The sequence below is a fragment of the Mycobacterium sp. DL592 genome (assembly GCF_011694515.1).
Lineage (GTDB): Bacteria > Actinomycetota > Actinomycetes > Mycobacteriales > Mycobacteriaceae > Mycobacterium.
This window is the reverse complement of record NZ_CP050192.1, coordinates 4,672,969-4,697,696: the sequence shown is the minus strand read 5'-3', so window position 1 is coordinate 4,697,696 and position 24,728 is coordinate 4,672,969. Positions and strand designations below refer to the sequence as shown.

20 protein-coding genes are annotated in these 24,728 nt (G+C 67.7%); 8 read left to right on the top strand and 12 right to left on the bottom strand.

Going from position 1 to position 24,728, the window contains the following annotated elements:
- The first annotated feature begins 9 nt into the window (after window positions 1–9).
- From eccD to HBE64_RS22620, 4 genes are read left to right on the top strand one after another with little or no spacing between them, the layout of a single operon-like run.
- Window positions 10–1,404 (top strand): type VII secretion integral membrane protein EccD, encoded by a 1,395-nt coding sequence (gene eccD / locus HBE64_RS22635; RefSeq protein ID WP_167107478.1) that lies wholly within the window; start codon window positions 10–12, stop codon window positions 1,402–1,404.
- Window positions 1,401–2,753: a type VII secretion-associated serine protease mycosin gene (gene mycP, locus HBE64_RS22630; RefSeq protein ID WP_167107475.1), complete on the top strand. Its 1,353-nt coding sequence runs from the start codon at window positions 1,401–1,403 to the stop codon at window positions 2,751–2,753. Before eccD ends, mycP begins: the two co-directional genes overlap by 4 nt.
- The gene (gene eccE, locus HBE64_RS22625) at window positions 2,750–3,613 is read left to right on the top strand and encodes a type VII secretion protein EccE (RefSeq protein ID WP_167107472.1); all 864 of its coding nucleotides are present in this window, start codon (window positions 2,750–2,752) and stop codon (window positions 3,611–3,613) included. The genes mycP and eccE overlap by 4 nt, the downstream gene beginning before the upstream one ends.
- Before the next feature lie 14 nt (window positions 3,614–3,627).
- On the top strand, window positions 3,628–4,350 hold the full coding sequence (locus HBE64_RS22620; RefSeq protein WP_167107469.1) for a siderophore-interacting protein: 723 nt from the start codon (window positions 3,628–3,630) through the stop codon (window positions 4,348–4,350).
- Here the strand turns inward: HBE64_RS22620 and HBE64_RS22615 are convergent.
- Window positions 4,329–5,540, bottom strand: a complete 1,212-nt coding sequence (locus HBE64_RS22615; protein WP_167107466.1) for a DNA polymerase domain-containing protein — start codon at window positions 5,538–5,540, stop codon at window positions 4,329–4,331. The genes HBE64_RS22620 and HBE64_RS22615 overlap by 22 nt on opposite strands.
- A gap of 64 nt (window positions 5,541–5,604) precedes the next feature.
- On the opposite strand from HBE64_RS22615, the gene fadD2 reads away from it, so the two are divergent.
- Complete coding sequence (fadD2, locus tag HBE64_RS22610; RefSeq protein ID WP_167107463.1) at window positions 5,605–7,284, top strand: long-chain-fatty-acid--CoA ligase FadD2; 1,680 nt, start codon at window positions 5,605–5,607, stop codon at window positions 7,282–7,284.
- A gap of 84 nt (window positions 7,285–7,368) precedes the next feature.
- Here the strand turns inward: fadD2 and HBE64_RS22605 are convergent, their stop codons facing one another.
- From HBE64_RS22605 to HBE64_RS22590, 4 genes are all read right to left on the bottom strand, one after another.
- On the bottom strand, window positions 7,369–9,567 hold the full coding sequence (locus HBE64_RS22605; protein WP_167107460.1) for an acyl-CoA dehydrogenase: 2,199 nt from the start codon (window positions 9,565–9,567) through the stop codon (window positions 7,369–7,371).
- A 119-nt stretch (window positions 9,568–9,686) separates the two neighbouring features.
- On the bottom strand, window positions 9,687–11,024 hold the full coding sequence (locus HBE64_RS22600; RefSeq protein WP_167107457.1) for an MFS transporter: 1,338 nt from the start codon (window positions 11,022–11,024) through the stop codon (window positions 9,687–9,689).
- Window positions 11,002–11,988 carry a 2-hydroxyacid dehydrogenase gene (locus HBE64_RS22595; RefSeq protein ID WP_208300530.1) on the bottom strand — a complete coding sequence of 329 codons (987 nt, stop codon included), beginning with the start codon at window positions 11,986–11,988 and terminating at the stop codon, window positions 11,002–11,004. Before HBE64_RS22595 ends, HBE64_RS22600 begins: the two co-directional genes overlap by 23 nt.
- Entirely contained in the window at window positions 11,964–13,085 is a 1,122-nt protein-coding gene (locus HBE64_RS22590; RefSeq protein ID WP_167107454.1) for an alpha/beta hydrolase, read from the bottom strand. Before HBE64_RS22590 ends, HBE64_RS22595 begins: the two co-directional genes overlap by 25 nt.
- Before the next feature lie 194 nt (window positions 13,086–13,279).
- On the opposite strand from HBE64_RS22590, the gene HBE64_RS22585 reads away from it, so the two are divergent.
- Window positions 13,280–13,861 (top strand): VOC family protein, encoded by a 582-nt coding sequence (locus HBE64_RS22585; RefSeq protein WP_167109558.1) that lies wholly within the window; start codon window positions 13,280–13,282, stop codon window positions 13,859–13,861.
- On the opposite strand, the gene HBE64_RS22580 is transcribed toward HBE64_RS22585, so the two are convergent.
- Window positions 13,858–14,478: a TetR/AcrR family transcriptional regulator gene (locus HBE64_RS22580; protein WP_167107450.1), complete on the bottom strand. Its 621-nt coding sequence runs from the start codon at window positions 14,476–14,478 to the stop codon at window positions 13,858–13,860. The genes HBE64_RS22585 and HBE64_RS22580 overlap by 4 nt on opposite strands.
- Before the next feature lie 82 nt (window positions 14,479–14,560).
- On the opposite strand from HBE64_RS22580, the gene HBE64_RS22575 reads away from it, so the two are divergent.
- Window positions 14,561–15,451 (top strand): oxygenase MpaB family protein, encoded by an 891-nt coding sequence (locus HBE64_RS22575; RefSeq protein WP_167107447.1) that lies wholly within the window; start codon window positions 14,561–14,563, stop codon window positions 15,449–15,451.
- A gap of 33 nt (window positions 15,452–15,484) precedes the next feature.
- Entirely contained in the window at window positions 15,485–16,378 is an 894-nt protein-coding gene (locus HBE64_RS22570; protein ID WP_167107444.1) for a class I SAM-dependent methyltransferase, read from the top strand.
- Here the strand turns inward: HBE64_RS22570 and HBE64_RS22565 are convergent.
- The 6 genes from HBE64_RS22565 to HBE64_RS22540 form a co-directional block, all read right to left on the bottom strand.
- Window positions 16,368–17,585 (bottom strand): S9 family peptidase, encoded by a 1,218-nt coding sequence (locus HBE64_RS22565; protein ID WP_167107441.1) that lies wholly within the window; start codon window positions 17,583–17,585, stop codon window positions 16,368–16,370. The genes HBE64_RS22570 and HBE64_RS22565 overlap by 11 nt on opposite strands.
- A gap of 72 nt (window positions 17,586–17,657) precedes the next feature.
- On the bottom strand, window positions 17,658–19,433 hold the full coding sequence (locus tag HBE64_RS22560; protein WP_167107439.1) for a glycosyltransferase family 39 protein: 1,776 nt from the start codon (window positions 19,431–19,433) through the stop codon (window positions 17,658–17,660).
- 48 nt (window positions 19,434–19,481) lie between these two features.
- The gene (gene cysC / locus HBE64_RS22555; RefSeq protein WP_167107436.1) at window positions 19,482–21,362 is read right to left on the bottom strand and encodes an adenylyl-sulfate kinase; all 1,881 of its coding nucleotides are present in this window, start codon (window positions 21,360–21,362) and stop codon (window positions 19,482–19,484) included.
- Complete coding sequence (gene cysD, locus HBE64_RS22550; protein WP_167107433.1) at window positions 21,362–22,288, bottom strand: sulfate adenylyltransferase subunit CysD; 927 nt, start codon at window positions 22,286–22,288, stop codon at window positions 21,362–21,364. Before cysD ends, cysC begins: the two co-directional genes overlap by 1 nt.
- A complete protein-coding gene (locus HBE64_RS22545) occupies window positions 22,285–23,088 on the bottom strand; it encodes a Stf0 family sulfotransferase (RefSeq protein WP_167107430.1) in 804 nt (267 codons plus the stop codon). Before HBE64_RS22545 ends, cysD begins: the two co-directional genes overlap by 4 nt.
- A gap of 67 nt (window positions 23,089–23,155) precedes the next feature.
- A complete protein-coding gene (locus HBE64_RS22540) occupies window positions 23,156–24,547 on the bottom strand; it encodes a sulfatase (protein WP_243841425.1) in 1,392 nt (463 codons plus the stop codon).
- Window positions 24,548–24,728: the final 181 nt, after the last annotated feature.

The following is a 24,728-nucleotide window of genomic DNA, read 5'->3' as shown; positions in this document are numbered from 1 at the left end:
ACGACAACGATGACCCAAACTCCGGTGCTGCCGATCGTGCGCATCGCCGTTCTGGCCTACGGCCGGATCACCGACGTGGCCGTGCCCACCGAAGTTCCGCTGCGCGAGATCGTGCCCGCGGTGGTCCGCTTGGTCCCGAAACCGGATTCGGCTGCCAATGACGGTGACCTGACGCCGCTGACGCTGGCCCCGATCGGGGGCGCACCGTTCAGCGTCGATGCCAGCCTCGACACCGTCGGTGTCGTCGACGGTGATCTGCTGGCACTGCAGCCGGTGTCGCATCGGCACACATCGCCCGGCGTGGTCGAGGATGTCGCCGACGCGGCGGTCATCTTCTCCGCAGCCCGTATGCGCCCGTGGGGTCCGGAGCGGCTGCGCGGCGGTGCCCGACTCGCGTTCGTCACCTTCGTCGTGGCGTTGTCGGCGGTGGCATTCGCGCACCGCGCCGCAACCGGCTCGGTCACCGGGCTCTATGCGGTGTCGGCGCTGGCCGCGCTGTCCGCCGCGGCGGGCCTCGTACTGCGCAGGTACTCCGTGCGGATCGCCACCGAGGTGTCGGTGGCGGCACTGGTACCGATCGCATCGGCGTTCTGGCTTGTCGTCCCGGGGACGTGGGGGCCAGCGCAGGTGATGCTGGCGGCCGCGGGTGTCGCGGCATGGTCGGTGATCGTCCTGACACAGAGCGACGACGGGGTCGCTGTGTTCACCACCACCGGGATCGTCAGTCTTGCAACACTTCTGGCGACGGGTGCAGCCGCACTGTGGCAGCTGTCCGGCATCGCGGTGGGCTGCGCGCTGATCGTCATCGGACTGCTGGTCACCGTGTCGGCCCCACAGATCGCCGCGACATGGGCCCGGTTTCCGCTGCCGGTCATCCCAGCACCAGGTGATCCGATCCCGGCCGGCGTGCCCGACCGGCTGCTCGCCGATCTGCCGCGCCGGGTGCGTGTCGCCGAAGCACACCAAACCGGCCTGATCGCGGGGGCAGTGTTGGTATCGGTGGCGGGATCGCTGCTCGTCGCGTCGGCACCGGGCGGTCCCACGGGATGGGGCTGGTACCTGATCGCGGCTGCCGCGGCTGCGGCAGCCCTGCGTTCCCGGGTATGGGACAGCGCCGCGTGCAAGGCCTGGCTGCTGGCTCAGCCGTTCCTGGTCGGCTGCGCACTGTTGATGATGTACGTCGCCGACCGCCAGTTCGTCGCTGCCATGTGGACCCTGATGGCGCTCGCTGCAATGACCGCGGTGTGGGTGCTGGTAGCTGCTAACCCGGATCTGGCTTCGGCCCAACGCTATTCGTTGCCGGTGCGGCGGCTGGTGGGATTCGCGGCGGCCGCGCTGGATGCCTCGTTGATTCCGGTGGCTGCCTACCTCGTCGGCATCTTCGCCTGGGTCCTGGATCGATGATGCGCACCGCCGCGATGGTCGCGGTGGCCCTGCTGGTCACCGGGCCCTCCGCCGCCGCGCTGAGCCCGCCGGTCGCCGACCCCGCTGTGCCGCCGCCGTCGGGTGCGGCCGGCCCGGTCGCGGTGATGAGCCAGCGCGCCGAGTGCGTGCAGACAGCGATGCGTCCCGGCGCCGATCCTGCATCGGTGACTGTCAACCAGCAGATGCTGAACATCTCTGCGGTCGCGAACTATTCGCGCGGCGAAGGGCAGACCGTGGCCGTCATCGACACCGGAGTCCAGCCCGGTCCCCGACTCCCGAATGTGACCGGCGGAGGCGACTTTCTGTCCGCCGGCGACGGGCTGACCGACTGTGACGGGCACGGAACCGCGGTCGCCGGGATCATCGGTGGCCAGCCGGGACCCGACGGCTTCGTCGGTGTGGCACCGGGGGCCCGGCTGCTGTCGATCCGGCAGTCCTCGCCGCGATTCGCACCCAGTGCGGCAGGGGAGGACCCCCGCGAGGTCGCGGCTCGGGTGAACATCGCAACCCTGGCCCGCGCGGTGGTGCGCGCCGCCGACCTCGGTGCCACGGTGATCAGCATGGCGACGGCCACCTGCCTGACAGCCGACCAGGTGGGCGACCAGCAAGCCCTCGGAGCGGCACTGCGTTACGCCGCCGTCGACAAGGACGCCGTGATCGTCGCCGCTGCAGGGGATTCCGGTGGCCCTGCGGTCGCCGACGGCTGTTCGTCCAATCCGCTCGGCAGCCCGGCGCAACCGTCGGATCCACGCAACTGGGCCGCCGTCACCTCGGTGTCGATCCCGTCATGGTGGCAGCCGTACGTGTTGTCGGCCGGTGCGCTGGCCGCCGACGGTCAGCCTGCGGCGTTCACCATGGCCGGTCCGTGGGTGGGCATCGCTGCACCCGGTACGAACATCGTGTCGCTGAGCAACGACGGAGCCGGCGGCCTGGCCGACGGGACGCCGGACGGCCGCGGCACCATGACGGCACTGGATGGCAGCGGGTTCGCCGCCGCCTATGTCGCCGGTGCGGCCGCGGTGGTGCGCAGCCGCTACCCGGACATGCCCGCCGCGGAGGTGGTGCGGCGCCTGACGGCCACCGCGCACAATGCCGCGCAGGCCCCGTCGAACCTCGTCGGGGCCGGAACCCTCGACCCGATCGGCGCCCTCACCTGGGCGGTCAACCCACCGAACGAGTCTGTCGCGACCGCGAGACGCCTGGCCGCTCCCGTGCCACCGCCGCCGACCGATCACACCCCGCGAAACGTCGCCTTCGTCGGTACCGCACTGCTGGCCGTCGCCGCCGCTGTCGTAGTCGCGCGCCGCCGAAACAGGGAGCCCACATGAGCCGGATGACGCGCCCGCCACTGCCCGGTAGCGTCCGGCTGACTGTCGCTGTGGTGGCGGTGATGTCCGCGGCCTTCGCCTATCCCTGGGCATCGTCGACCGACCGATGGGTGCTCGCCTGCGCCGCCGTGCTGACCTTGACGGTCTTGGCGTGGTGGCGTGGCTGTTTCGTCACCACGATCCTGGGCCAGCGCGCCCGAATTGCGCTGCAGCCCAGATCGATCCGTATTCCCACGGTGCACGAGAGTGTCACCGACCTCGACGCGGTCACGACAGTGCTGCTGCGCGTCGACGGCGGTACGCGTGAACCCCCGACCGAGATGCTGGCCGGATACCTCAACCGCTTTGGCCTGCAGTGCGATTCGATCCGCATCACCACCCGCCTGGCCGGCGACGACCGCAGGATGTGGATCGGACTACGGTTCAGCGCGGCAGCCAATCTGGCTGCCCTGCAGGCTAGATCCACGCGGATACCGCTGCGGGCCACCGCACGGAATGCGGCCCGCCGACTCGTCGAGCACCTGGACGATCGGGGCTGGACCGCGCATCTCGTCGAACCCGACCAGGTGCCCGAGATGCTCGCCGCTGATGCCCGCGAAGGCTGGCGGTCGGTCCGCGATGCACGCGGATTCCTCACCGCCTACGGCAACGCCGAACCGACCGTCGGCAGCGAGGCCACCGAATGCTGGTCGGTGGTCGAGATCACCGGCACCCGTGCGGATCCGCGCATCAGTACCGGCATTGCGATACGCACCGAGGACCCACCGCATCCGCTTCCGGGCCAGGCAGCGCTCACCGGCCGCCAGGCCAGCGCACTCGCCGCACTTCACCCGTTGTCGAGCACCCGACTGCTCACGTGAGAAATGGAGAACCGATGACCGACACCAAACTGTCCCGCGGCTGGCAGGGCGCCATGCTCAAACTGCTGCGGGCCGGCGACTACGAACTAACCGTCACCGGCCGCGAGCAGATCACCGAACACTTTCTGCGACTGAACTTTTCCGCCGGGGGACTGCTGGCCGACCGTCCCGTCCATCCGACCATGTGGGTGCGGATGTGGTTTCCCGACGGCGCCAAACTGCACCAACGCGGCTACACCCTGGTCAATGCCGACCCCGACAACGACTCGGTGGACATCGAATTCGCGCTGCACGACGGCATCGCATCCCGGTGGGCGTGTGCGGCCCGGCCCGGTGACACGATCGGCGCCACCGTGCTGGGAAGCAACTTCACCCTCCCGGTGCCACAGCCGGCCGGATACCTGATCGTCGGTGACACCGCGTCGTTGCCCGCGATCAACACCCTTCTCGATGCCATCGGCGATACGCCGGCGAAAGTCTTTCTGGGCGCCGGCCACGACGACGACCGGACACTTCCGGTCGCCCGGGACGCCGGCGTCGTCTGGATAGACCGCGGGGAGACCGGTGCAGCCCTTGTCGACGCCGTCAGCGCGGCCGCCTACGACGCCGAAGACCACTTCGGCTGGGTCGCGACCGACAACCGCACCACCCGGGCCGTCGCCAAGGTGCTACGCGAGGACTACCGCATTCCGCGCACGTCGATCAAGGCCCAGGCCTACTGGGCCGAGGGGGCCTGACGACCCGAATACCCTTCCCAGGGACTGTAATCGGCGATCAGGGCTTCCTGCGGCGGACGCTGCGCAGCGGGCACGTGTTCGAGGTTGATGCGGATGCGGTACCAGATCGAACTGGGCCCGCGCATGCCGTCGACGAGGATGTCGGTCGGCGCCAGCAGCGCCGCCGCCTCCGGATAGCGGGACCGCCACACCGCCAGGGCAGCCAGTGCCTCGTCACGGGTCTTGGTGCGCGCCACCTCGATCAGCGGCTTGCTGCCCTTCGGTGGCTTCTCGGCCGGGCCCAGTTCTTCGGCCAGCCGAAGCAACCCGTCCAGCGAGCCGACAGCCTCGTCCATACCCGCCCACGGGTCGCCGCGCTCGGCGAACCGCGCCGGCACCGTCGCGATGGTGAAGGTCTCGGGCCGACAGCCGGGAACCTCGTCCCACACCAATGGTGTCGAGACCCGGGCGTCGGGCGTCGCCCGCACCGAGTACGCCGACGCGACCGTGCGGTCCTTGGCGTTCTGGTTGAAGTCGACGAACACGCCTTGACGGTCTTCCTTCCACCACCGGCTCGTCGCCAACTCCGGTGCGCGCCGCTCCACCTCGCGGGCCACCGTCTCGGCGGCCAGCCGAACTTGTTTGAACGGCCACTGCGGGGCGATACGGGCGTAGATGTGAAAGCCGCGCGAGCCCGACGTCTTGGGCCACGCCGTCAGGCCGTGGTCTTCGAGCACCTCGCGCGCCACCTGTGCGACGTCGAGGATCTGCGGCCAGGTCACGCCGGGCATCGGGTCCAGGTCGATGCGCAGTTCGTCGGGGTGGTCGAGGTCGGCGGACCGGACCGGGTGCGGGTTGAAGTCGACGCACCCCAGATTGACCGCCCACACCAGCCCGGCGGGTTCGTGAATCACGGCCTCCTTGGCCGAGGTTCCCCGCGCGTAACGAAGCTCGGCGACGTCGATCCAGTCCGGACGTTTCTCCGGGGCGCGCTTCTGGAAGATCGCCTCCTCGGTGATGCCTTTGACGAACCGTTTGAGGATCATCGGCCGGTCGACGACCCCGCGCAGCGCGCCGTCGGCCACGGCTAGGTAGTAGTCGACGAGGTCGAGCTTGGTCACCGGGTCTCGGCCGTCGACACCCGGGAACACCACCTTGTCCGGATGGCTGACGCTGACCTGGCGGTCCCCGACGCCGATGAAGCCCTCCATAACGCAATGCTAGTTACGGGCGCATTCCGCACGGCCCGCGACCTGATTCACCTAGGGTGGCGGCATGCCTAGTCTCAACGACCTGCCCTCGAAGGCGCTGGCCAAGGTCCAGACGCTGGCCGACCGCGGCGCCGCCGAACTGCACTACCTGCAGAAGATGATCGAGTCCGGGGCGTTCGGGCTCGAGCCACCGCAGAACCTGGTCGGCATGGTCGCCGACATCCGCCGGTGGGGCGAGATCGGGATGGTGCCCGCCCTCAACGCCCGCCGCACCCCCAACCGGCTGGCCGTCATCGACGACGAGGGCTCCCTGACGTGCAAGGAACTCGACGACGCGGTCAATGCCGTGGCCAACGGTCTGCTGGCGATGGGTGTCAAGGGCGGTGACGGGGTCGCGATCCTGGCGCGCAACCACCGCTGGTTCGTCATCGCCAACTACGGCGCCGCCCGGGTCGGGGCCCGCACGATCATGCTCAACACCGAGTTCTCGGGTCCACAGATCCGCGACGTCTCCGAGCGCGAAGGCGCGCGGGTCATCATCTACGACGACGAGTACACCGAGGCCGTCAAACTGTCCGAGCCGCCGCTGGGCAAGGTGCGTGCGCTGGGCAGCAACCCAGACAAGCCGGAGCCGTCGGGCAGCACCGACGAGACGCTGGCCGAACTGATCGCCCGCAGCAGCAGCGCACCCGCGCCGAAGGCCACCAGGCGGTCCTCGATCGTCATCCTCACCAGCGGGACCACCGGCACGCCCAAGGGCGCGACCCGGCACACCCCGCCGACCCTGGCACCGATCGGCGGTGTGCTCTCGAGTGTTCCGTTCAAAGCCGGCGAGGTGACGTCGCTGCCGTCGCCGATGTTCCACGCGCTGGGCTACCTGCACGCCACGATCGCTCTCACACTGGGCTCCACCCTGGTACTGCGCCGCAAGTTCAAGCCGGTCACCGTGCTCGAGGACATCCCCACCCACAAGGTGACCGCGATCGTCGTCGTCCCGGTGATGCTGTCCCGGATGCTCGACGCCCTGGAGAAGATGGACACCAAGCCCGACCTGTCGTCCCTGCGGATCGTGTTCGTGTCGGGATCCCAACTGGGCGCCGAACTGGCGACCCGAGCACTCAAACTCCTCGGTCCGGTGGTCTACAACCTTTACGGCTCAACCGAAGTCGCACTGGCCACGATCGCAGGCCCGGAACAGCTGAAGAAGAACCCCGCCACCGTCGGCTCGGTGGTCCGGGGCACCCGGATCAAGATCCTCGACGACAACGGCAACGAGGTGCCCCAGGGCGAGGTCGGCCGCATCTTCGTCGGCAACAGCTTCCCGTTCGAGGGCTACACCGGCGGCGGCAACAAGCAGATCATCGACGGTCTGCTGTCCTCCGGTGACGTCGGCTACTTCGACCACAACGGGCTGCTGTTCGTCAGCGGCCGCGACGACGAGATGATCGTCTCCGGCGGCGAGAACGTGTTCCCGGCCGAAGTCGAGGACCTCATCAGCGGCCACCCCGACGTCATCGAAGCCACCGCCCTCGGGGTCGACGACCCCGAGTGGGGTGCCCGCCTGCGGGCATTCGTCGTCCTCAAGGAAGAGGCCGAGACCACCGAGGACGCTATCAAGAACTATGTGCGCGAACACCTTGCGCGCTACAAGGTTCCGCGCGAGGTCGTCTTCCTGACCGAGCTGCCGCGCAACCCCACCGGCAAGATCCTCAAACGCGAACTGCGGCAGATCGAAATCCAGTAACCGACCGCCTGCCTTTGCGCCCAAACCAACGAACGGGCGCGAAAGTGCGAGTGCTCGGCTACATTTCGTCGATCTCGGCGCAGCTTACGGGTCGCGCGGCAGACCGAGCAGCCGCTCGGCGATGATGTTCAGCTGTACCTCGGAGGTGCCGCCGTAGATCGTGGTGGCGCGGCTGGCCAGCAGGTACTCGGCCCACTTACCCTGTAGCGACTCGGGATCGCCGATGGCACCGTCGATACCGAACGATGACACCGCGAACTCCGCATAGCCCTGCCCGGTGCGCATCGACAGCAGCTTGGAGATCGCCGCCGACGGCATCGCGTCACCACCGGCCAGCGTCAGCAGCGTCGAGCGCAGGTTCAGCAGTTTGGCCGCATGCCCTTCGGCGATCAGCTCACCGGCCCGGTGATGCCCGACCTGGTCGAAGTGGCCCTCGGTGACGAACTCGACGAAGCCGTCGAGGTTGGCCAAAAAGCCCGGCTCACTGCTGCCGATCGAAACACGCTCTGCGGTAAGGGTATTGCGGCTGACCTCCCAGCCACGGTCCACCTCGCCGAGGACGAGTTCGTCAGGGACGAAGACGTCGTCGATGAACACCGTGTTGAACAGCGCGTTGCCGGTGAGCTCGCGCAGCGGCTTGACTTCCACGCCTTCGCTTTTCATGTCGAGAAGGAAGTAGGTGATGCCGTTATGCTTGGGTGCGTTCGGGTCGGTGCGGGCGAGTAGTGCGCCCCACTGGGAGAACTGCGCGGCGGTGGTCCAGATCTTCTGGCCGGTGATGCGCCAGCCGCCGTCGACCTTGGTGGCCTTGGTGGTCAGACTGGCCAGGTCGGACCCGGCGCCCGGCTCGGAGAACAGCTGGCACCAGATCATCTCGCCGCGGAACGTCGGCGGCAGGAAGCGCTGCTTCTGTTCGTCGGTGCCGAACGCGACGATCGACGGGATCAGCCAGGCCGCGATACCCATCTGCGGGCGGCGAACCCGGCCCTCGCTGAACTCCTGGGCGATGATGACCTGCTCGACCGGGCTGGCCGCGCGGCCCCACGGTTTGGGCAGGTGCGGTTGCACCCAGCCGCCCTCGGCGATCGCGGTGGTGCGCTGTTCGCGCGGAATCGCTTTGAGCGCTTCGACTTCGGCGCGGATCTCGTCACGCAGCTTCTCGGTCTCGGGGTCGAGGTCGATGTTGACCGGCCGCATGCCCGTGGTGGTGGCGGTGTCGAAGACCTTCTGCTGGTAGTCCGAGGATCGGCCGAACGCCGCGACCAGGCCGAGGGTGCGGCGGTAGTAGACGTTGGTGTCGTGCTCCCAGGTGAAGCCGATACCGCCGTGCACCTGAATGCAGTCCTGCGCGCACTGCTGGGCGGCGACGGGCGCCAGGGTCGCGGCGACGGCGGCGGCGAACTCGTAGTTCGTTTCGTCGTTGTCCCAGTTCTTCTGGACCGCTTCGTCCAGAGCGCGGGCGGCGTCCCACACCGCGGCGGTGGCGCGCTCGGTGGTCGCGATCATCGCGGCGCACTTGTGCTTGACCGCCTGGAACTGACCGATCGGGCGGCCGAACTGTTCGCGAATCTTGGCGTATTCCGCCGCGGTGTCGGTGGCCCAGCGGGCCAGGCCGATTGCTTCGGCCGACAACAGGGTGGTGACGATGGCCCGCCCGGCGCTCTGGGACAGGTTCGACAGCAGCTGGCCGGTGCTGACCTCGACGCCGTTGGCGCGCACGTGAGCCACCGGCCGCAGCAGGTCGACCGACTTGACCGATTCGATCTCCAGTTGGGCGGCGTCGAGTACCACCCACTCGACACCGCTTCCGATGGCCACCGGCAGCACCAGCACCGAGGCCTGCGCGGCGGACGGCACCGAGCGCGCTTCGCCGCGGATGACCAGCCCGTCGCCCTGCTCGCTGGCGGTCAGCTCCGACTCCAGTGCGTAGGCGGCGATGACCTCACCGGAGGCGAGCTGGCTGAGCAGCTTGGCGTCGGGGTCGTTGGCCGAGATCAGTGCGCTCGCGATCGCCGACGGCACGAACGGGCCGGGCACCGCGCCGTAACCGAACTCGGCGAGCACGATGGCGAGTTCGAGCAGTCCGAAACCCTGCCCGTCGACCGATTCGGAGAGGTGCAGGCCGTGCAGGCCCTGTTCGGCCGCGGCCCGCCAGTACGGCGGCGGGTTGGGGATCGGGTTCTCCAGCGCGTCGTGTAGAACCTCCGACGGCGCCACGCGCGCCACCAGGGACTTCACTGAATCGGCGAGATCGTTGTGCTCGGGGGTGATGGCGATGGGCATGTTCACAGACTCCTGTGTCGGCTGACCATGTCAAATAACCGGTGGGTTGGGACCGAGGGTACCCGCGAACAGAATCGAGTCTGCGGTCAGATCTCAGTTTCGGCGGCCCGCCGCCGGGATCACGATCTGGGCGCAGACTCGGCGGTCCTCGGATCGGGGGTGGCACGCAACACCACGACGACGACCGCGGAGATCACCATGAAGATGCCGACGGCCCACATGCCGGCCTTGTCGTTCCCGGTGAACTGATTGAGCGCACCGGTTGCGTACGGCGCGGCGAAGCCGCCGAGGTTGCCGATGGAGTTGATCAGCCCGATCCCGCCTGCGGCCGCTGCCCCGGTGAGAAACTGGGCGGGCAGTGCCCAGAAGCTGGGGATGGCGCTGAAGACGCCCATGGCGGCGATGCTCACCGGGATCATCACCAGCAGCGGGCTGTGCAGGTACAACGCCACCGGAATTGCCAAGCCGCCCAGCAACATCGGGAGCGCGACGTGCCAGACGTTCTCTCGGGTGCGGTCGGCGTGACGCGACCACAGGTACATGGCGATGGCCGCGCACGTGTAGGGCACCGCGGTGATCAGCCCGACCTGGACGATCGACAGGTGGACGCCGAAGGTCTTCTTGAATCCGGTGATGATCGAGGGCAGGAAGAACGCAAGCGCGTACAGCCCGTAGGCGATGCCGAAGTACACCACCGACAGCGCCCAGATCCGCGGGCTCGTCAGCACCCGGCGCAGCGGAAAGTTGAAGGTGTCGGCCACTTCTCGCTCCTCGGCGGACAGCACGCCGATCAGCCATTGCCGTTCCTCGGGTGCCAGCCAGTGGGCGTCGGCCGGATGGTCGGTGAGGTAGAACCAGCAGATGATGCCCAGGACGATCGCCGGCAGACCGACCGCGATCATCATGAACTGCCAGCCGGCCAAACCGAACGTGCCTTCGCCTGCCGAGATCAGCCACGCCGACATCGGCGTGCCGACGGCCGCGGCGATCGGACTGGCCATCATGAACATGGCCACGATGCGGGCCCGGTAGGCGCGGGGGAACCACCGGGTGAGATAGAAGATGACACCCGGAAACAGCCCGGCCTCGGCCACGCCGAGCAAGAACCGCAGGACGAGCAAGGTGGCGGCATTGGGCGCGAATCCGATCGCTACCGCGACGATTCCCCACGACACCGCGATGCGGGCCAGCCAGCGCCGGGCACCGAACCGCTCCAGCGCCAGGTTCGACGGCACCTCGACCAGGACGTAGCCGATGAAGAAGATGCCCGACGCAAGCCCGAACATGGTCGACGTCAACTGCAGGTGCTCGCTGATGTCGGCCTTGGCGATGCCGAGGTTGGTGCGGTCCAGATAGTTGACGAAGTACAGCGCCATCAGAAAGGGCACGGCGCGGATGATCACCTTGCGCAGCGTGCGCGCTTCCAGCGACAGCTCAGCGGTGGATGCGCTTGCCATCCTGCCTCCCGTTGACGACGTTGATCAGATCTTGCCCCTGGTGTAGTCGCCGGCAGTTGTCGACCGCCTCGAGCAGGTAGCGGCGCATGGTGTCGCGGGTGACCCAGGTGACGTGCGGGGTGAGTACCACGTTGTCCAGCTGCAGCAGGGGGTTGTCGTCGGTCACCGGTTCGACGGCGAACACGTCCAGCCCGGCCGCGGCAAGCCGGCCGTTGCGCAACGCATCGATGAGGGCTTCTTCGTCGACGACTCCACCGCGAGAGGTGTTGATCAGCAGGGCTTCCCGCTTCATCCGGTCCAGGGCGGCCCGGTTGATGAGCTTGTCGGTGGCGGCGGTCAACGGCAGGTGCAGGCTGACGATGTCGCTGTCGGCGAGCAGGGTGTCCAGCGGGCGCCAGCTGTCGCTGCCGTCGTCGGATGTGTTGGTGTGCAGCACCCGTGCGCCCATCGCGTGCAGGATCGCCTCGACGCGCTTGGCGATGTTGCCGTAGCCCACCAGGCCGACGGTGCAGCTGCCGATGTCGCGGACGGTCTCGGCCAGGGTCGGGTCCGTCGGCCAGCCGCGGCCCTGCCGGATGGCACGGTCGAGGTGGGGTAGCCGGCGCAGTGCGGCCAGCATCAGCAGGACGGCGCCCTCGGCGACCGACGGAGCGTTGGCGCCGGGCATATTGGCCACGGCGACACCGAGTTCGGTCGCGGTGTCGACGTCGATGGTGTTGACCCCCGCGCCCAGTTTGTGCACCAGGCGCAGGTTCGGCGCCTGCCGCAGGTCGTCGCCGGACAATGGGCGCAGCACGTGCCAGATCGCCTCAGCCTGCGGTAGCTCGCGGTACAGGGTGGCGTCGTCGTCTTCGTGGCACCACCGGACGTCGAGCCAATCGGATTCGGGCGTAACGACTTCCAAGACAGTGTCTGTCGGCAGGAAGTGCGCGAGCACGCTCAATGCCACCGCTTGCCGATCCATCGCGCAATGGTATCGGCCTGTTCGCTGCGCGCCCCCGGCGTGGTGAAGTAGTGGTCGGTGTCCATGGAGACCAGGGTTTTGTCGGCGCTCGCGAGCGCGTCGAAGATCCTTGTGGCGTCGGACGGGAACACCCCGGTGTCCTGCTCGGCGTTGATCACCAGGGCCGGGCAGCTGATGCGGGCCAGGTGCGGCTCGGCGCGGGTCTGGGCGGTCTTGAGGCTCCACATGCCCAGCCAGTTGCGCAGCGTGCACGCCGCGGCGATGCCGTGCGCTGAGCGGTTGGCCTTGACCGGCACCCCGGCGTAGCAGAGGTTGGGCTGACGTTTGGTGGGTTCGATGGTCGGGTCCACCATTCGGGGGTCGGCCCAGGTGCGCATCACGGTGAACGGCCGGTCGGAGAAGCCCGCCGCCTGCACGCGCTTGAGTTCGGTTTCGGCCCAGTCGGTGATCGCGTGGTTGCGGGCCACCTGCGCGGCGCGGTAGCGCGCGACGAAGTCGGCCGAGAACGGGGGACCGTTGCGGTCGTCGAACAGATCAAGCTCGGGATCGGTGGCCACCGGGTCGTTCTCGTCGACCACCGCCCCGTCCATCCAGGCGGTCAGCACTTCGGGACGTCCCGGATGGGCCGCGCTGGCGACGTAGCCGTCGGCCGCGGGAAGCTCACCCAGCCCGGCCGCCGGTCGCATGCCCGGCAGTGGCGTTACGTTGGGTTCGACGGCTTGGGACTGGTATGCAGCCATCAGCGAGCCGCCGCCCGAATTGCCTAGCAGTACAACTATTTCCACACCCTGGACGTCGCGAAGCCAGCGCACGCCGACGCCGATGTCGACCAGCGCGTGGTCGAGCAGGAAGCTGCTCTCGAAGCCGCGGAAGCGGGTGTTCCAGCCCAGGAAGCCGATGCCGCGGGTGGCGATGTAGTCGGCGAGGTAGTGCTCGGAGAAGTCGATTTGGTAGTGGGTGGCGATGATCGCCACTTTCGGCTTGCGTCCCACGCCCCGGTGGTACAGACCCTGGCACGGGTGGCCGCCCGCGCCGGCCCGGCGGGCGGTCGGTGAGGTGACGCCGACGAACTCACGAACGACTCCAGGCGTTGCCATGGTGAGGGCCTCCTTGGGCGTGGATCGCTGAGGAGACGATATTCGCCAACGTCGCGGTGCACGCCTGATCTTGGACATCCGCTCGCGCGCGTTACCGGCAAGAAGTTGCGTTCGAAAGCATGTTGACCTGGGCAATCAGCACACCGGCTGGTGCTACTTTCGAGGTGACCGTGCGGCACAACCGGGAGCAGTTCATGATCAGGCCCAACTTCACCAACCGGGAGTTCGAACTCGGCGGGATCAACCACGTGGCGTTGGTGTGCGCTGATATGCAGCGCACCGTCGATTTCTATACCGGCGTGCTCGGGATGCCGCTGATCAAATCACTCGATCTTCCCAACGGTATGGGCCAGCACTTCTTCTTCGACGCCGGCCACGGTGACTGCGTGGCGTTCTTCTGGTTCACCGACGCACCGGACGGGCACACGGGGGAGACCACACCGGCGGCACTGCCCGGCGTCGGCGATATCGTCACCGCGGTCGGCTCGATGAACCACATCGCCTTTCATGTGCCCACCGAGCGTTTCGACGAGTACCGCCAGCGCCTCAAGGACAAGGGCGTGCGGGTCGGGCCGGTGCTCAACCACGACAACAGCCCGTCGCAGGCGGCACGCACCGTGCATCCCGGGGTGTACGTGCGGTCGTTCTACTTCACCGACCCGGACGGCATCCTGCTTGAGTTCGCTTGCTGGACCAAAGAATTCGTCGAGGGTGAGGCGACGACGGTGCCGAAGACCGCGGCCGACCGCCGGCCGCGGATGCACGCCGCGCCCTAGTCTCCGAACAGTCGCGGATGACCGACCTCGTCGATCATCGCGGTGATCTGGTCGATGAGGTCAGCCGCCGACAGGCCGATGTCACCGGCCAGCCAGGCGCTGATGGTCTGCCCGACGCCGCCGACGACGAAGTAGGCGAACGCCTTGATCCGATCGTTGGCCCGGCGGTTCAGCGTCGTCTCCACATGCTGGCCCGACAAGACCGCGAACAGCGGGCCCAACTCCTGGCGCTTGCGCACCACGGTGGAGTTGGACAGCTGGGCGCTGAACAACAGCCGGCCCAGGCGCGGGTTGTGCTCGATGCTGTGCACGATGTGGGCGATACCCGTGTGGTTCTGCTCGGCCTGCGGCGCCGCCGCCACGGCCGCCTGGGTGGTCGCGGCCAACTCGGCGACCGCCCAGTCGAACACGGCGGCGACGAACTCGTCCTTGTCGGCGAAGCTTTCGTAGAAGTAGCGGGTGGCCACCCCGGCCTGGCGGCAGATGCCCCGAACGGTCAGCTCAGCCGGGTCGGTGTCGCCGCCGAGCAGCTCCATCCCGGCCAATAGCAGGCTCGCCCGACGCCGGGCCAGCCGGTCGGCGGCGTCCACGCCGCCGTACGGCCTTGCCTGCGTCATCACGTCATCTTGACACCGGTGACAGGAAACCGGCAATATCAGGAAACATCGGTTCTCAGATGACGCGACAGGTGAGGCAGCAGTGACGATCAGCGAACCCGTCAGCCACGTCGAGCGTGCCGTGAGCGCACCGCCGCTTGCCCGGCGCCCAGTCCGGCGTCGTGGCCCCTCCGACGACCTCATGGGCGTTGCACTGTTGGCGGGTGCGGCCAACGTGATCATGGAACTCGCCCGCCCAGGCGTGGGGTACGGCGTGATGGAGAGTCGGGTCGAAAGTGGTCGCGCGGACCGCCACCCGATCAAACGGGCCCGGACCACGTTCACCTATCTCGTCGTGGCCAGGCGCGGCACCGAGGAGCAGAAGAAGGCGTACCGGCGTGCCGTGGGCAAATCGCACGCCCAGGTTTACTCGACCGACGACAGCCCCGTGCAGTACAGCGCGTTCGACAAGGACCTTCAGCTCTGGGTGGCCGCCTGCCTCTACAAGGGCGGTGTCGACGTCTATCGGACATTCATCGGAGAGATGGATGACGAAACCGCCGACCGTCATTACTGGGATGCCAGAACGCTGGCCACCACATTGCAGGTTCCCGAATCCATGTGGCCGGCCGACCGTCAGGCGTTCGACCGGTACTGGCAGGAGTCGCTGGACCAGGTCCACATCAGCGACGCCGTGCGCGAGTACCTGTATCCGATAGCGGTGTCGCGTATCCGGGGTGTGCGGCTGCCGGGCCCGATCCAGCGTTCCCTGGAAAGCGTGAACCTTCTGATCACCACCGGTTTCCTGCCACAGAAGTTCCGCGACGAGATGCACTTCGACTGGAATGCGGACAAGCAGCGTCGGTTCGACCGGCTGATGAGGGTCATCAAGTTCGGCAACGATCTGGCGCCCCGGTTCATTCGGGAGTTCCCGTTCAATGTGCTGCTGCGCGATCTGGATTGGCGGATGCGGACCGGGCGGCCACTGGTCTGAAGGCTGTCAGATTCCGCGCGTACCCTCGCGGACGTGCGTAGTGACGATGACACCTGGGACATCACCACCAGCGTCGGGTCGACGGCTCTGTTCGTCGCTGCGGCGCGGGCGCTGGAAGCGCAGAAGCCCGACCCGCTGGTGGTCGACGAGTACGCCGAGGTGTTCTGCCGGGCGGTCGGCGGGCACTGGTCGGAGGTCCTCGACGGGACGACGACAGCCAGCAAGCTCGCCAGCGAGTTCGGCACCCACTTCGTGAACTTCCAGGCGGCTCGGACGCACTTCTTCGACAGCTACTTTCAGGCTGCGGTGGCCGCCGGTGTCCGCCAGGTGGTGATCCTGGCCGCTGGTTTGGATTCGCGCGCTTACCGATTGGACTGGCCGGAGCACACGGTCATCTACGAGCTGGACCAGCCGAAGGTCCTCGACTTCAAGCGGGAGGTGCTGACCCGCCGGGGCGACCGGCCCAGAGCCGAACGCCGCGAGATCGCAGTCGACCTTCGGACGGACTGGCCGCAGGCCCTCAAAGACAACGGCTTTCGGCCCGAGGAGCCCGCGGCGTTCCTGGCCGAGGGACTGATGATCTATCTGCCCGCGGACACCCAGGGCACGCTGTTCGCCGGCATCGACGCGCTGGCCGCCCCGGGCAGCTTCGCGGCAATCGAAGAGGGTGAGCCCATGCCGGATCAGGCATTCGAGGCCGCCAAACGTGCCGAGCGGGCCGCCGGTACCGACGGCACCTTCTTCACCCTGATCTACAACGAGATGATCGCACCGGCCGCCGAGTGGTTCGGCGCCCACGGATGGAACGCCCAACCGACACCGCTGTACGACCTGCTGGCCGAGCTGCAGCGCCCGCTCCCCGAACCCGGCACGGAAGCCTTCCCGATGGTGCGAACCAATACGTTGGTCAGCGCCGTCAAGAACTGACCCGAACGTCGGGCTCGTCCCACATCAGTGGCCGCAGGAACCGGTTGGTGCGCCGCAGGTACTCCGGCTGGCTGACGTGCAGGATGTGATTACCGGGAAACCAATGCAGCGCACAACGATCCCAGTGTTCCCACAGTGCCTCGGCCTGCTCGGGCGGGGCCAGCCGATCGCCCAGCCCCGTGATGATCAGCCGCCGCTCCTTGGCCACCAGCGGTTGGTAGTTCAGGGGGCAGTGGTAGGCCGAGGCGGCCACCGACTCCTCGCGGCTCATGCCGCCGAGGTTGCGGCCCAGTGCCACCAGCTTGCTGGTCGGCCACCACTGGTCGAACGCGGATTCCGGGGTGACCACCGGAACGTTCGGGATCACCGCCTCCAGGCGGTCATCGACCGAGGCGATCAGTGCCGAGGTGTAGCCGCCCAGTGACATGCCGGTCAGCGCGATGCGGTCGACACCGGTGTCACCCAACCAGTCCAACACCGACCGGAAGTCATGGACCGCCTGCGCCATCGTCTCGGCGAATCCCGCCATGCCCTGCGCAAAAATCCCGTAACCACTGAAAGGGGAACCCTTTTCGGCGCGCCGGCCATGAAAAGGCATGGTGTAGAGCAGAACGTCGTAGCCGGTGCGGTAGAACCACGGCAGCGAGAAGAACAGTCCGTTGAACAGGTACGCCGACCCCATGAATCCGTGAATGACGCACAGCGTGGGCCGGGGGCCGTCACCGTGGCGCCAATGCTGGGCCCACACGGTGTTGTTGCGCTCCAACTTCTTCCACTGCGGCCGCATCGCAGGGTTGACGGGTTCGAAGCTGCTCTCGAACGAGATGTTGTGGACGTTGCCGTGCGCGATGTATTCGGCGATGGCGTTGGCGGGCCGGCTGGTCACCGCCGGCGAGGCGGTGGGCGCAGGAAACGACAGCGCAGGGTCGTGGTGGCTGCCCAATTCGGCGTAGAACCCGAGGTTGTCGCGCTCACGCTTGGCCTGCGACCCGCGCAGAAGGCCCGTGGTGATCGTCGGCAGCAGCGTGGCGCCGACCAGCGACGAGATCGCGGTGCGCAGAGCGAGGTCGGCGATCGCGGAGGTGTCGACCACGGTGCGCTGCAGCAGGGTCAGGTCCGAGCGGGCCGGCAGTCCGCCGCGTCCGGCGTCGGCACCTGGCACATCCGGCACCGGCACGGGAATGGGCAAGTCGACATTCGACGTCATCGTCGTAGCGCCTTTCCGGGGGACATCTTCAGTGCTGTCAGCCCCCGTCCGGATGCTAGCGGCCCGGACGGGTCACGACAGCCGGAACACCGTTGTCCCCCCGACTTTCACGGGCGGGTAGTGACTGGCCACCCAGCGCGCGATGTCGGTACCGTTGGGGTCGTGACTGCCCAGCCGCCCACTGAGGATGTAGTAACTGATCTTGCCGGCGTGCACCGCCGCAATGAACTGGTCAAGGGTGGGGACAGGGTCGTTGCTCCACCCGCCGATCGCCATCACCGCCGTGCCGGTGGCGACCTCCAGGGAAGCTGCCGCCTGCGAGCCCGGCGTGGCCGCCGACCAGGTGGTCCGGGTGGCGCGCAACAAGTCGCCCAGTTGTGGGTCGACGTGGGCCGAACCCGCGCCGATCATCACCGTCTCCTCGAACCGCTGCCCCACGGTGGGCCACACGGTGGCGGTGTGGGCGGCGTTGGGAATCGACCCGTTATGCGGCGTCGCCGCGGTGGCCACCGAGAACATCGCGGTCCCTCCCAAGGCGGCCAGCAGGGCGATCACCGCCGCCACCGGGGTCAGGCGCGGCCATCGCCACAGGGCGGCCAGCAATGCGATCACCCCGGCGGCCGCGGCGATCCCGATCGCCCAGCGGCTCCACACCGGTCCGAGTTGGGCGCGGTGCAACAACGCCACGCTCCACGCGGCCGCCGACAGTGCCATTACGGCACCGGCCGGTCTGCTCCACACCGCGGCCAGACCGATCAGCGCGCCGATGGCAGGCGCGAGCGCGACGGTGTAGTACGGGTGCACCATGCCGCTCATATAGCTGAACACCGCCGCGCTGACCACGAACCATGCGGTCCACATCACCAGGGCGGCTTTCTCGATGTCGGTCAGCCGACCCCGGACGGCCAAGTACGTCCCGGCGCCGATCGCCACGATGACGGCGGGCAGCAGCCATGAGATCTCGTAACCCATCTCCGCGGAGAACAGCCGTGCAAGCCCCGCGTGGGTGCCCCAGCCGCCGGGATGCGCGTCCGCCGGGTGGGCGCGATCGCCGCCGCCCACGATCCGGTCGACCCCGTTGTAGCCCAAAGCCAGGTTGAGCACGTTGTTGTCGGTGGATCCGCCGATGTAAGGCCGTGAACCGGCCGGCCACAGCTGGACGACCGCAACCCACCAACCGCCCGAAACAACAAGGGCAACAACGGCTCCCGCAACGTGCAGTGCCCTGCGTGCCGGTGTGGTCGGGGCGAACAGCAGGTAGGCCAGCGCGAAGGCGGGCAGCACCAGCAGTGCCGCGAGCATCTTGGTCAGGAACGCGAAACCCAACGCCACCCCGACGAGCGCCAGCCACCGCCATGACGCTGTCTGCACCGCCCGGATCAGGAAGTACGCCGCCACGGTGATCAGCAGCACCATGAGCGCGTCGGGGTTGTTGTAACGGAACATCAGGGTTGCGGCTGGCGTGACGGCCAGGACGGCCCCGGCGATCAAGCCGGCAATCGCGCCCCGGGTCGGGTCATCGAGGGTGCGGCGCACGGTCGCGTACAGCACGGCGACGGCGGCTACCCCCATCAACGCTTGGGGAACCAACACGGCCCAGCTGTTCATCCCGAACAGCCGGACCGAGAGCCCGGTGACCCACAGTGAGGCCGGCGGTTTGTCGACGGTGATGAAGTTGTTGGGATCCAGCGACCCGAAGAACCACGCCTTCCAGCTCGTGGCGCCGGACTGTGCGGCCGCTGCGTAGAAGGTGTTGCCGTAACCGTTGATCGGCAGGTTCCACAGGTAGAGCGCGGCAGTCGCGGCCAGCAGGCCCAGCAGCGCGAAGCGTGGCCAACGCAAAGTCACCGCACTACGGTGCCGTACCTGACTGGGAAGTCGCTGTGAGTAACCGGCTCAGGTCGGGAGCTGACGCTTGCGATCGAGTACTTCGAGCACGCGCCCCACCAGCTCGTCGATGTCGGCTCCGGTGGTATCCACGACCAGGTCGGCGTCCTCGGGTGGCTCGTAGGGCGCACCCAGACCGGTGAGACCTTTGAGCTCACCGGAGCGGGCACGCTTGTATAGGCCCTTCGGGTCCCGCTTCTCGCATTCGGCCAGTGGGGTCGCTACCCATACTTCGATGAACGGCAGTTTGGCTGCCTTGTTCAGCGCGCGGGCGATCTCTCGGTCCGATTTCAGCGGCGACACCAGTGAGGCCAGCGCCACGACGCCGGCGTCGGCGAACAGCCGCGTCAGGTGGCCGACTCGGCGGATGTTCTCCGCGCGGTCACCGGCCGAGAAGCCCAGGTCATCAGATAAGCCGTGACGGATGTTGTCGCCGTCGAGGAGATAGGCCACCTGGCCGGACTCCACCAGCGCACGCTCTACCGCGACCGCCAGGGTGGATTTTCCGGAGGCGGGGAGCCCGGTGAACCAGATTGTGGCGCCGCGCTGTTGTGTTGCGGACCAACGGTGGTCGCGGTCCAGGGAGGACGGGTGCCACTTGATGTCGTTGCGGGTCTGCTCGCCGGGCTTGACCTCGCGCGGCTCCAGGATCGTTCCCGCACCAACGGTGTCGTTCGAGTGCTCGTCGATGAGGATGAAGGCCCCGTTGTCACGGTTGTCCAGGTAGGTATCAGCCACGACGACCGAGCTGGTTCGAAGCGTTATCGAGCCGATGTCGTTGATGGCCAGCTCCACCGGCCCGTCGAGTTCGTCGAGCGTCTCCGGATCGAGGCGGCTGTGCAGTGCCTGGACAGTGGCGCGGACCGTGCGGGTTCCCTGCTTGAGCGCCAACCGGTCGCCCGCGCGCAGCGGCGTGTCGGTGAACCAGCACACGGTCGCGTCGAGTTCACGTGCGAGCACCGGTAGGTGTGCGTTGTCGAGTCCGCTGACCAGAACGTCACCGCGACCGATGTCGATGTCGTCGGCGAGCTCGACCGAAACCGAGAGTGGCGCAACGGCAGTCGTGCGGGCGTCGTCGAGCGCGTCGAGTGCCGTCACCACCGAGCGGGTGCCGGCAGGCAGCGAGACAACAGCGTCCCCCACGCTGAGGGTTCCGGCAGAAAGCCGTCCGGTGTAACGACGACGCTGATCCGCAGTCGGGCGGGACACCCACTGGATGGGCAGGCGCAGCCGCTCCGACTCCGGCGACGGCGCCGCGAGTTCCAGATGTTCGAGGTACTCCAGCAACGTCGGCCCGGCGTACCACGGTGTGCGCTGCGAAGGATGGACGACGTTGTCGCCATGCTTGGCCGCAATCGGGATGACGGTCAGGCCCAGACCACCCAGCCGCGCCGACAGCTGACGCAGTTCCCGCTCCACTTCGGCGAAGCGCTCCTGGTCGAACTCGACGAGGTCGATCTTGTTCACCGTTGCCACGAAGTGCTTGATCCCAACGAGTTTGGCGATCCGCGCGTGTCTGCGAGTCTGACGCAACACTCCCGCGCGGGCGTCGACCAGAAGGATTGCCACGTGGGCGTTGGAGGCCCCGGTGAACATGTTGCGTGTGTAGCGTTCGTGTCCGGGGGTGTCGGCGAGTATGTAGCTGCGGGTATCCGTGGAGAAGAACCGGTACGCGACGTCGATGGTGATGCCTTGTTCGCGTTCGGCGCGCAAGCCGTCGGAGAGGGCGGCCAAGTCGGCCACGCCCTCGTCGTCGGTCACCGCTTCCAGGTGATCGAGCGGCAGACTGTCGGTGTCGTGAAGCAGCCGGCCGATCAGCGTGCTCTTACCGTCGTCGACGGATCCGGCGGTGGCGATGCGTAACAGCTGCCGTGTCACGGTGATGGACATCAGAAGTAGCCTTCGCGTTTGCGGTCTTCCATGGCTGCCGCCGAGGTGCGGTCATCCGCGCGGGTCTCGCCGCGTTCGGATACCGTCGCAGCGGAGATCTCGCCGATGACGCCGTCGATGCCGGTGGCGGTGGAGCGGACCGCGCCGGTGATGGTGAGATCACCGACGGTGCGGTACCGAACCCATTCGACCGCCGACTGCTCGGAACCCTCGGGGCGGGCGTACTCCGAGACCGCCAGCAGAATCCCGTCGCGCTCGAAAACCTCGCGTTCGTGGGCGAAGTAGATGGACGGCAACTCGAGGTTCTCCAGAGCGATGTAGCGCCAGATGTCCAGCTCGGTCCAGTTGCTCAGCGGGAATACCCGAACCTGTTCACCCCGCCGGATCCGCCCGTTGTACAGCGACCACGGCTCGGGCCGTTGCGCCCGGGGGTCCCACTGACCGAACTCGTCGCGAAAGCTGAGGATCCGCTCCTTGGCGCGCGCGCGTTCCTCGTCGCGCCGCGCACCGCCGAATGCGGCATCGAACCCGCCGGCCTCCAGCGCGTCGAGCAGGGTGCGGGTCTGCAGACGGTTACGCGATGCGCCCGGGCCCGGATCAGCGACCCGGCCGGTGTCGATCGATTCCTGCACCGAGGCGACGATCAGTTTGTGTCCCTGGTCGGCGACTCTGCGGTCGCGGAACTCGATGACCTCGTCGAAGTTGTGCCCGGTGTCGACGTGCAACACCGGGAACGGCAGCGGTGAGGGACGAAAAGCCTTCTCGGCGAGCCGCAGCAGGACGATCGAGTCCTTCCCCGCCGAGAACAGCAGCACGGGCCGTTCGAGTTCGGCGACCACCTCGCGGATGATGTGGACCGACTCGGATTCGAGTAGCCGCAGTTCGTCGACGTGGGTGGTGTCGACGGGTGGATTCGGTGATGTCACGTCGGCAGGCCGTCGCGTTCTGCGTCGCTGCGGTAGCGGTCCACCCATTCGTCGGAGCGTTGGTCGGCTTGGCGTTCCAGCACCGGGGGCGGAGCCAGCCGCGGATCCTGGCCCAGCGCCTCGAGAATCTCCGCCACGACCTGGGTCAGGTTGCGCCATAACACCGGGTAGGGGACGTCGATCGGGTGGACGTCCTCCTCGATGAACCAGCTGCGCCACCCCTCCTCCTGGGCGCGCAGCATCTTCACCACGTGCGCGATCGCGCCGGCGTGATATTCGGCCCTGGCGTCTCGCACCGGGTCCGGGCGACCGCGCCAGACCCTGGTCTGCACGGCCCGCCAGAACGACACGGCCTGCGAGATGACGTCGGGACGGTAGACGTGGATCAGCACCGGATCGCTGCCCACCACGTCACGGATGGCCGACAGCAGCCCCGACCCGGAGCGGTTAGGGAGATCCTTGGCGCGGCTGAGCAGAAGGGGCGTCTGGTTCCACATCAGCTTGCCGCCCCAGATGCCATTGGGGGTGCGGCCGACGGTGCGGATGTAGTCACGCCAGATCTCGGCCGGCGCCAGGTCCGGTTTGCCCTCGATCAGAGGGTCGAGCAGCCGCAGGATCGAGTCGTCCTCGACGTCGGCGAACCACTCCCTCGGCTGCGGCGACATGCTGGTGGTCGGCAGGTACTGGAAGAACTCAGCCGGCTCACCGGCCACGCCGGTGGCGCGCAGCGACTCGACCAACAATGTGCTGCCGCTGCGCTGCGACGCGAGCACCAGGTATGCGGACGCGGGGTCTGGCATGGGCAGAGCCTAACGGCACATTCGGCACCGTGCTTCGAGGGCCTGGTTTAACTCGCCTTGACGAAAATCATTGCGCGAAGCCAACTTCATCATCGATGCCACGCTCGGTGGCGATGGCCGAGCGGCTGGTCAACGTGATGCCGTTGATCTGGAAATACGTCTCGGTGTAGCGGGCCGCGATGCGGGTCCCGGCGAAATCCGACGGGATGACGTCGCCGGTCTGCTGGCGCCAGTCGTTGAGTCGGGCGGCGAGTTCGCCGGCGACCTTCTCGGCATCGTCGGTGATCTCACCGACGAGCAGGTTGGTCGTCTCGGTCGGATCGGCCACCAGGTCGTAGAGCTCACGGGGCGGCCGGGGCGTGGTGATGAGCGGCTCGACCGCCTGCCCCGACGGGCTCTCCTCGATGTCCAGCGGCAGGTCCAGAAGCGGGCGCTGCGCGTAGTTCTCGATATAGCTGTACTCCTTGGTGCGGATCGCCCGGATCGGGTCGAACGAGTCGTGGTAGGTCTTCTCGGTGTAGACGTGATCGCGGACCTCGTGTCGATCATCCTGCGCACCAACCAGATTGGCGGCGTGCGAGAGGCCTTCGACGTCATCGCCCGGGGTGATGCCGACGAGTTCCAGCAGAGTGGGTAGCAGGTCGACACCGCTGAACAGTTGGTCGTAGACCTGCGCGGGACGGCCGAGTCGCAGCGGCGGCCGGATGATCAAGGCGATGCCGGTGCCCGCGTCGTACAAGGTGGACTTCGCGCGCGGGAAGGCCGGGCCGTGGTCGGTCATGAACACCACCCAGGTGCTCTGGTCCAGGCCGGTCTCGGCCAGCGTGTCGAGCAGGCGCCCGACGGCAGCGTCGGCGACGGCGATCGAGCCGTAGAACTCGGCCAGGTCGCCGCGCACCTCGGGGGTGTCGGGCAGCGAGTCGGGCACCTCGACGTCGGAGGTGTCGGCGGGCTCGTAGCGGTCCCGCGGATAGGGCCGGTGCGTCTCGAAGAACCCGGCGGTGAGCAGGAAGGGAATGCCCTCCTCAATGGGTGCGCTGTCGACCAGCCACTCCTGAGCGCGCTGCACCACGTACTCGCAGTAGGAGTTGGAGACGTCGAACTCGTCGAAGCCCAGCCGCGCGGGGAAGGAGGTTTCATGCTGCATACCGAAAAGAGCTGAATACCAACCATTTTCGTGCAAGATGTGGGGCAGCGTACGCACTCCGGGCCGGTACTCGAAGCCGTGATGGGCGAGCCCGACCAGACCGTTGCTGTGCGGGTAGCGGCCGGTGAACAGTGATCCGCGCGACGGCGAGCACAGCGGTGCGGTCGCATGGGCGCGGGTGAACAGGATGCCGTCGGCGGCGAGCTGGTCCAGGCGTGGGCTGGAGATTCCGGGATGGCCGTAGACGCCCAGGGAGCGGCCCAGGTCATGCCAGTGGACGATCAGCACGTTGTCCTGTTGCGGCTCGCTCACGCGGGATGCCTCCATTCGATTCTGCCGGTTCAACCTTGCCTCGGGGTGCGAGGCTGCCCTGAGCCGGCCGTCTGGGGCAAGGGTTTCACTCCGGCCGATTACCTGGGTTTTCCCCGCCCCGTGCGCCGAGCGTAACGCCACAGCGGTTCCGAGCTGGGATTTCCGCCGCGGCGTTACCCTC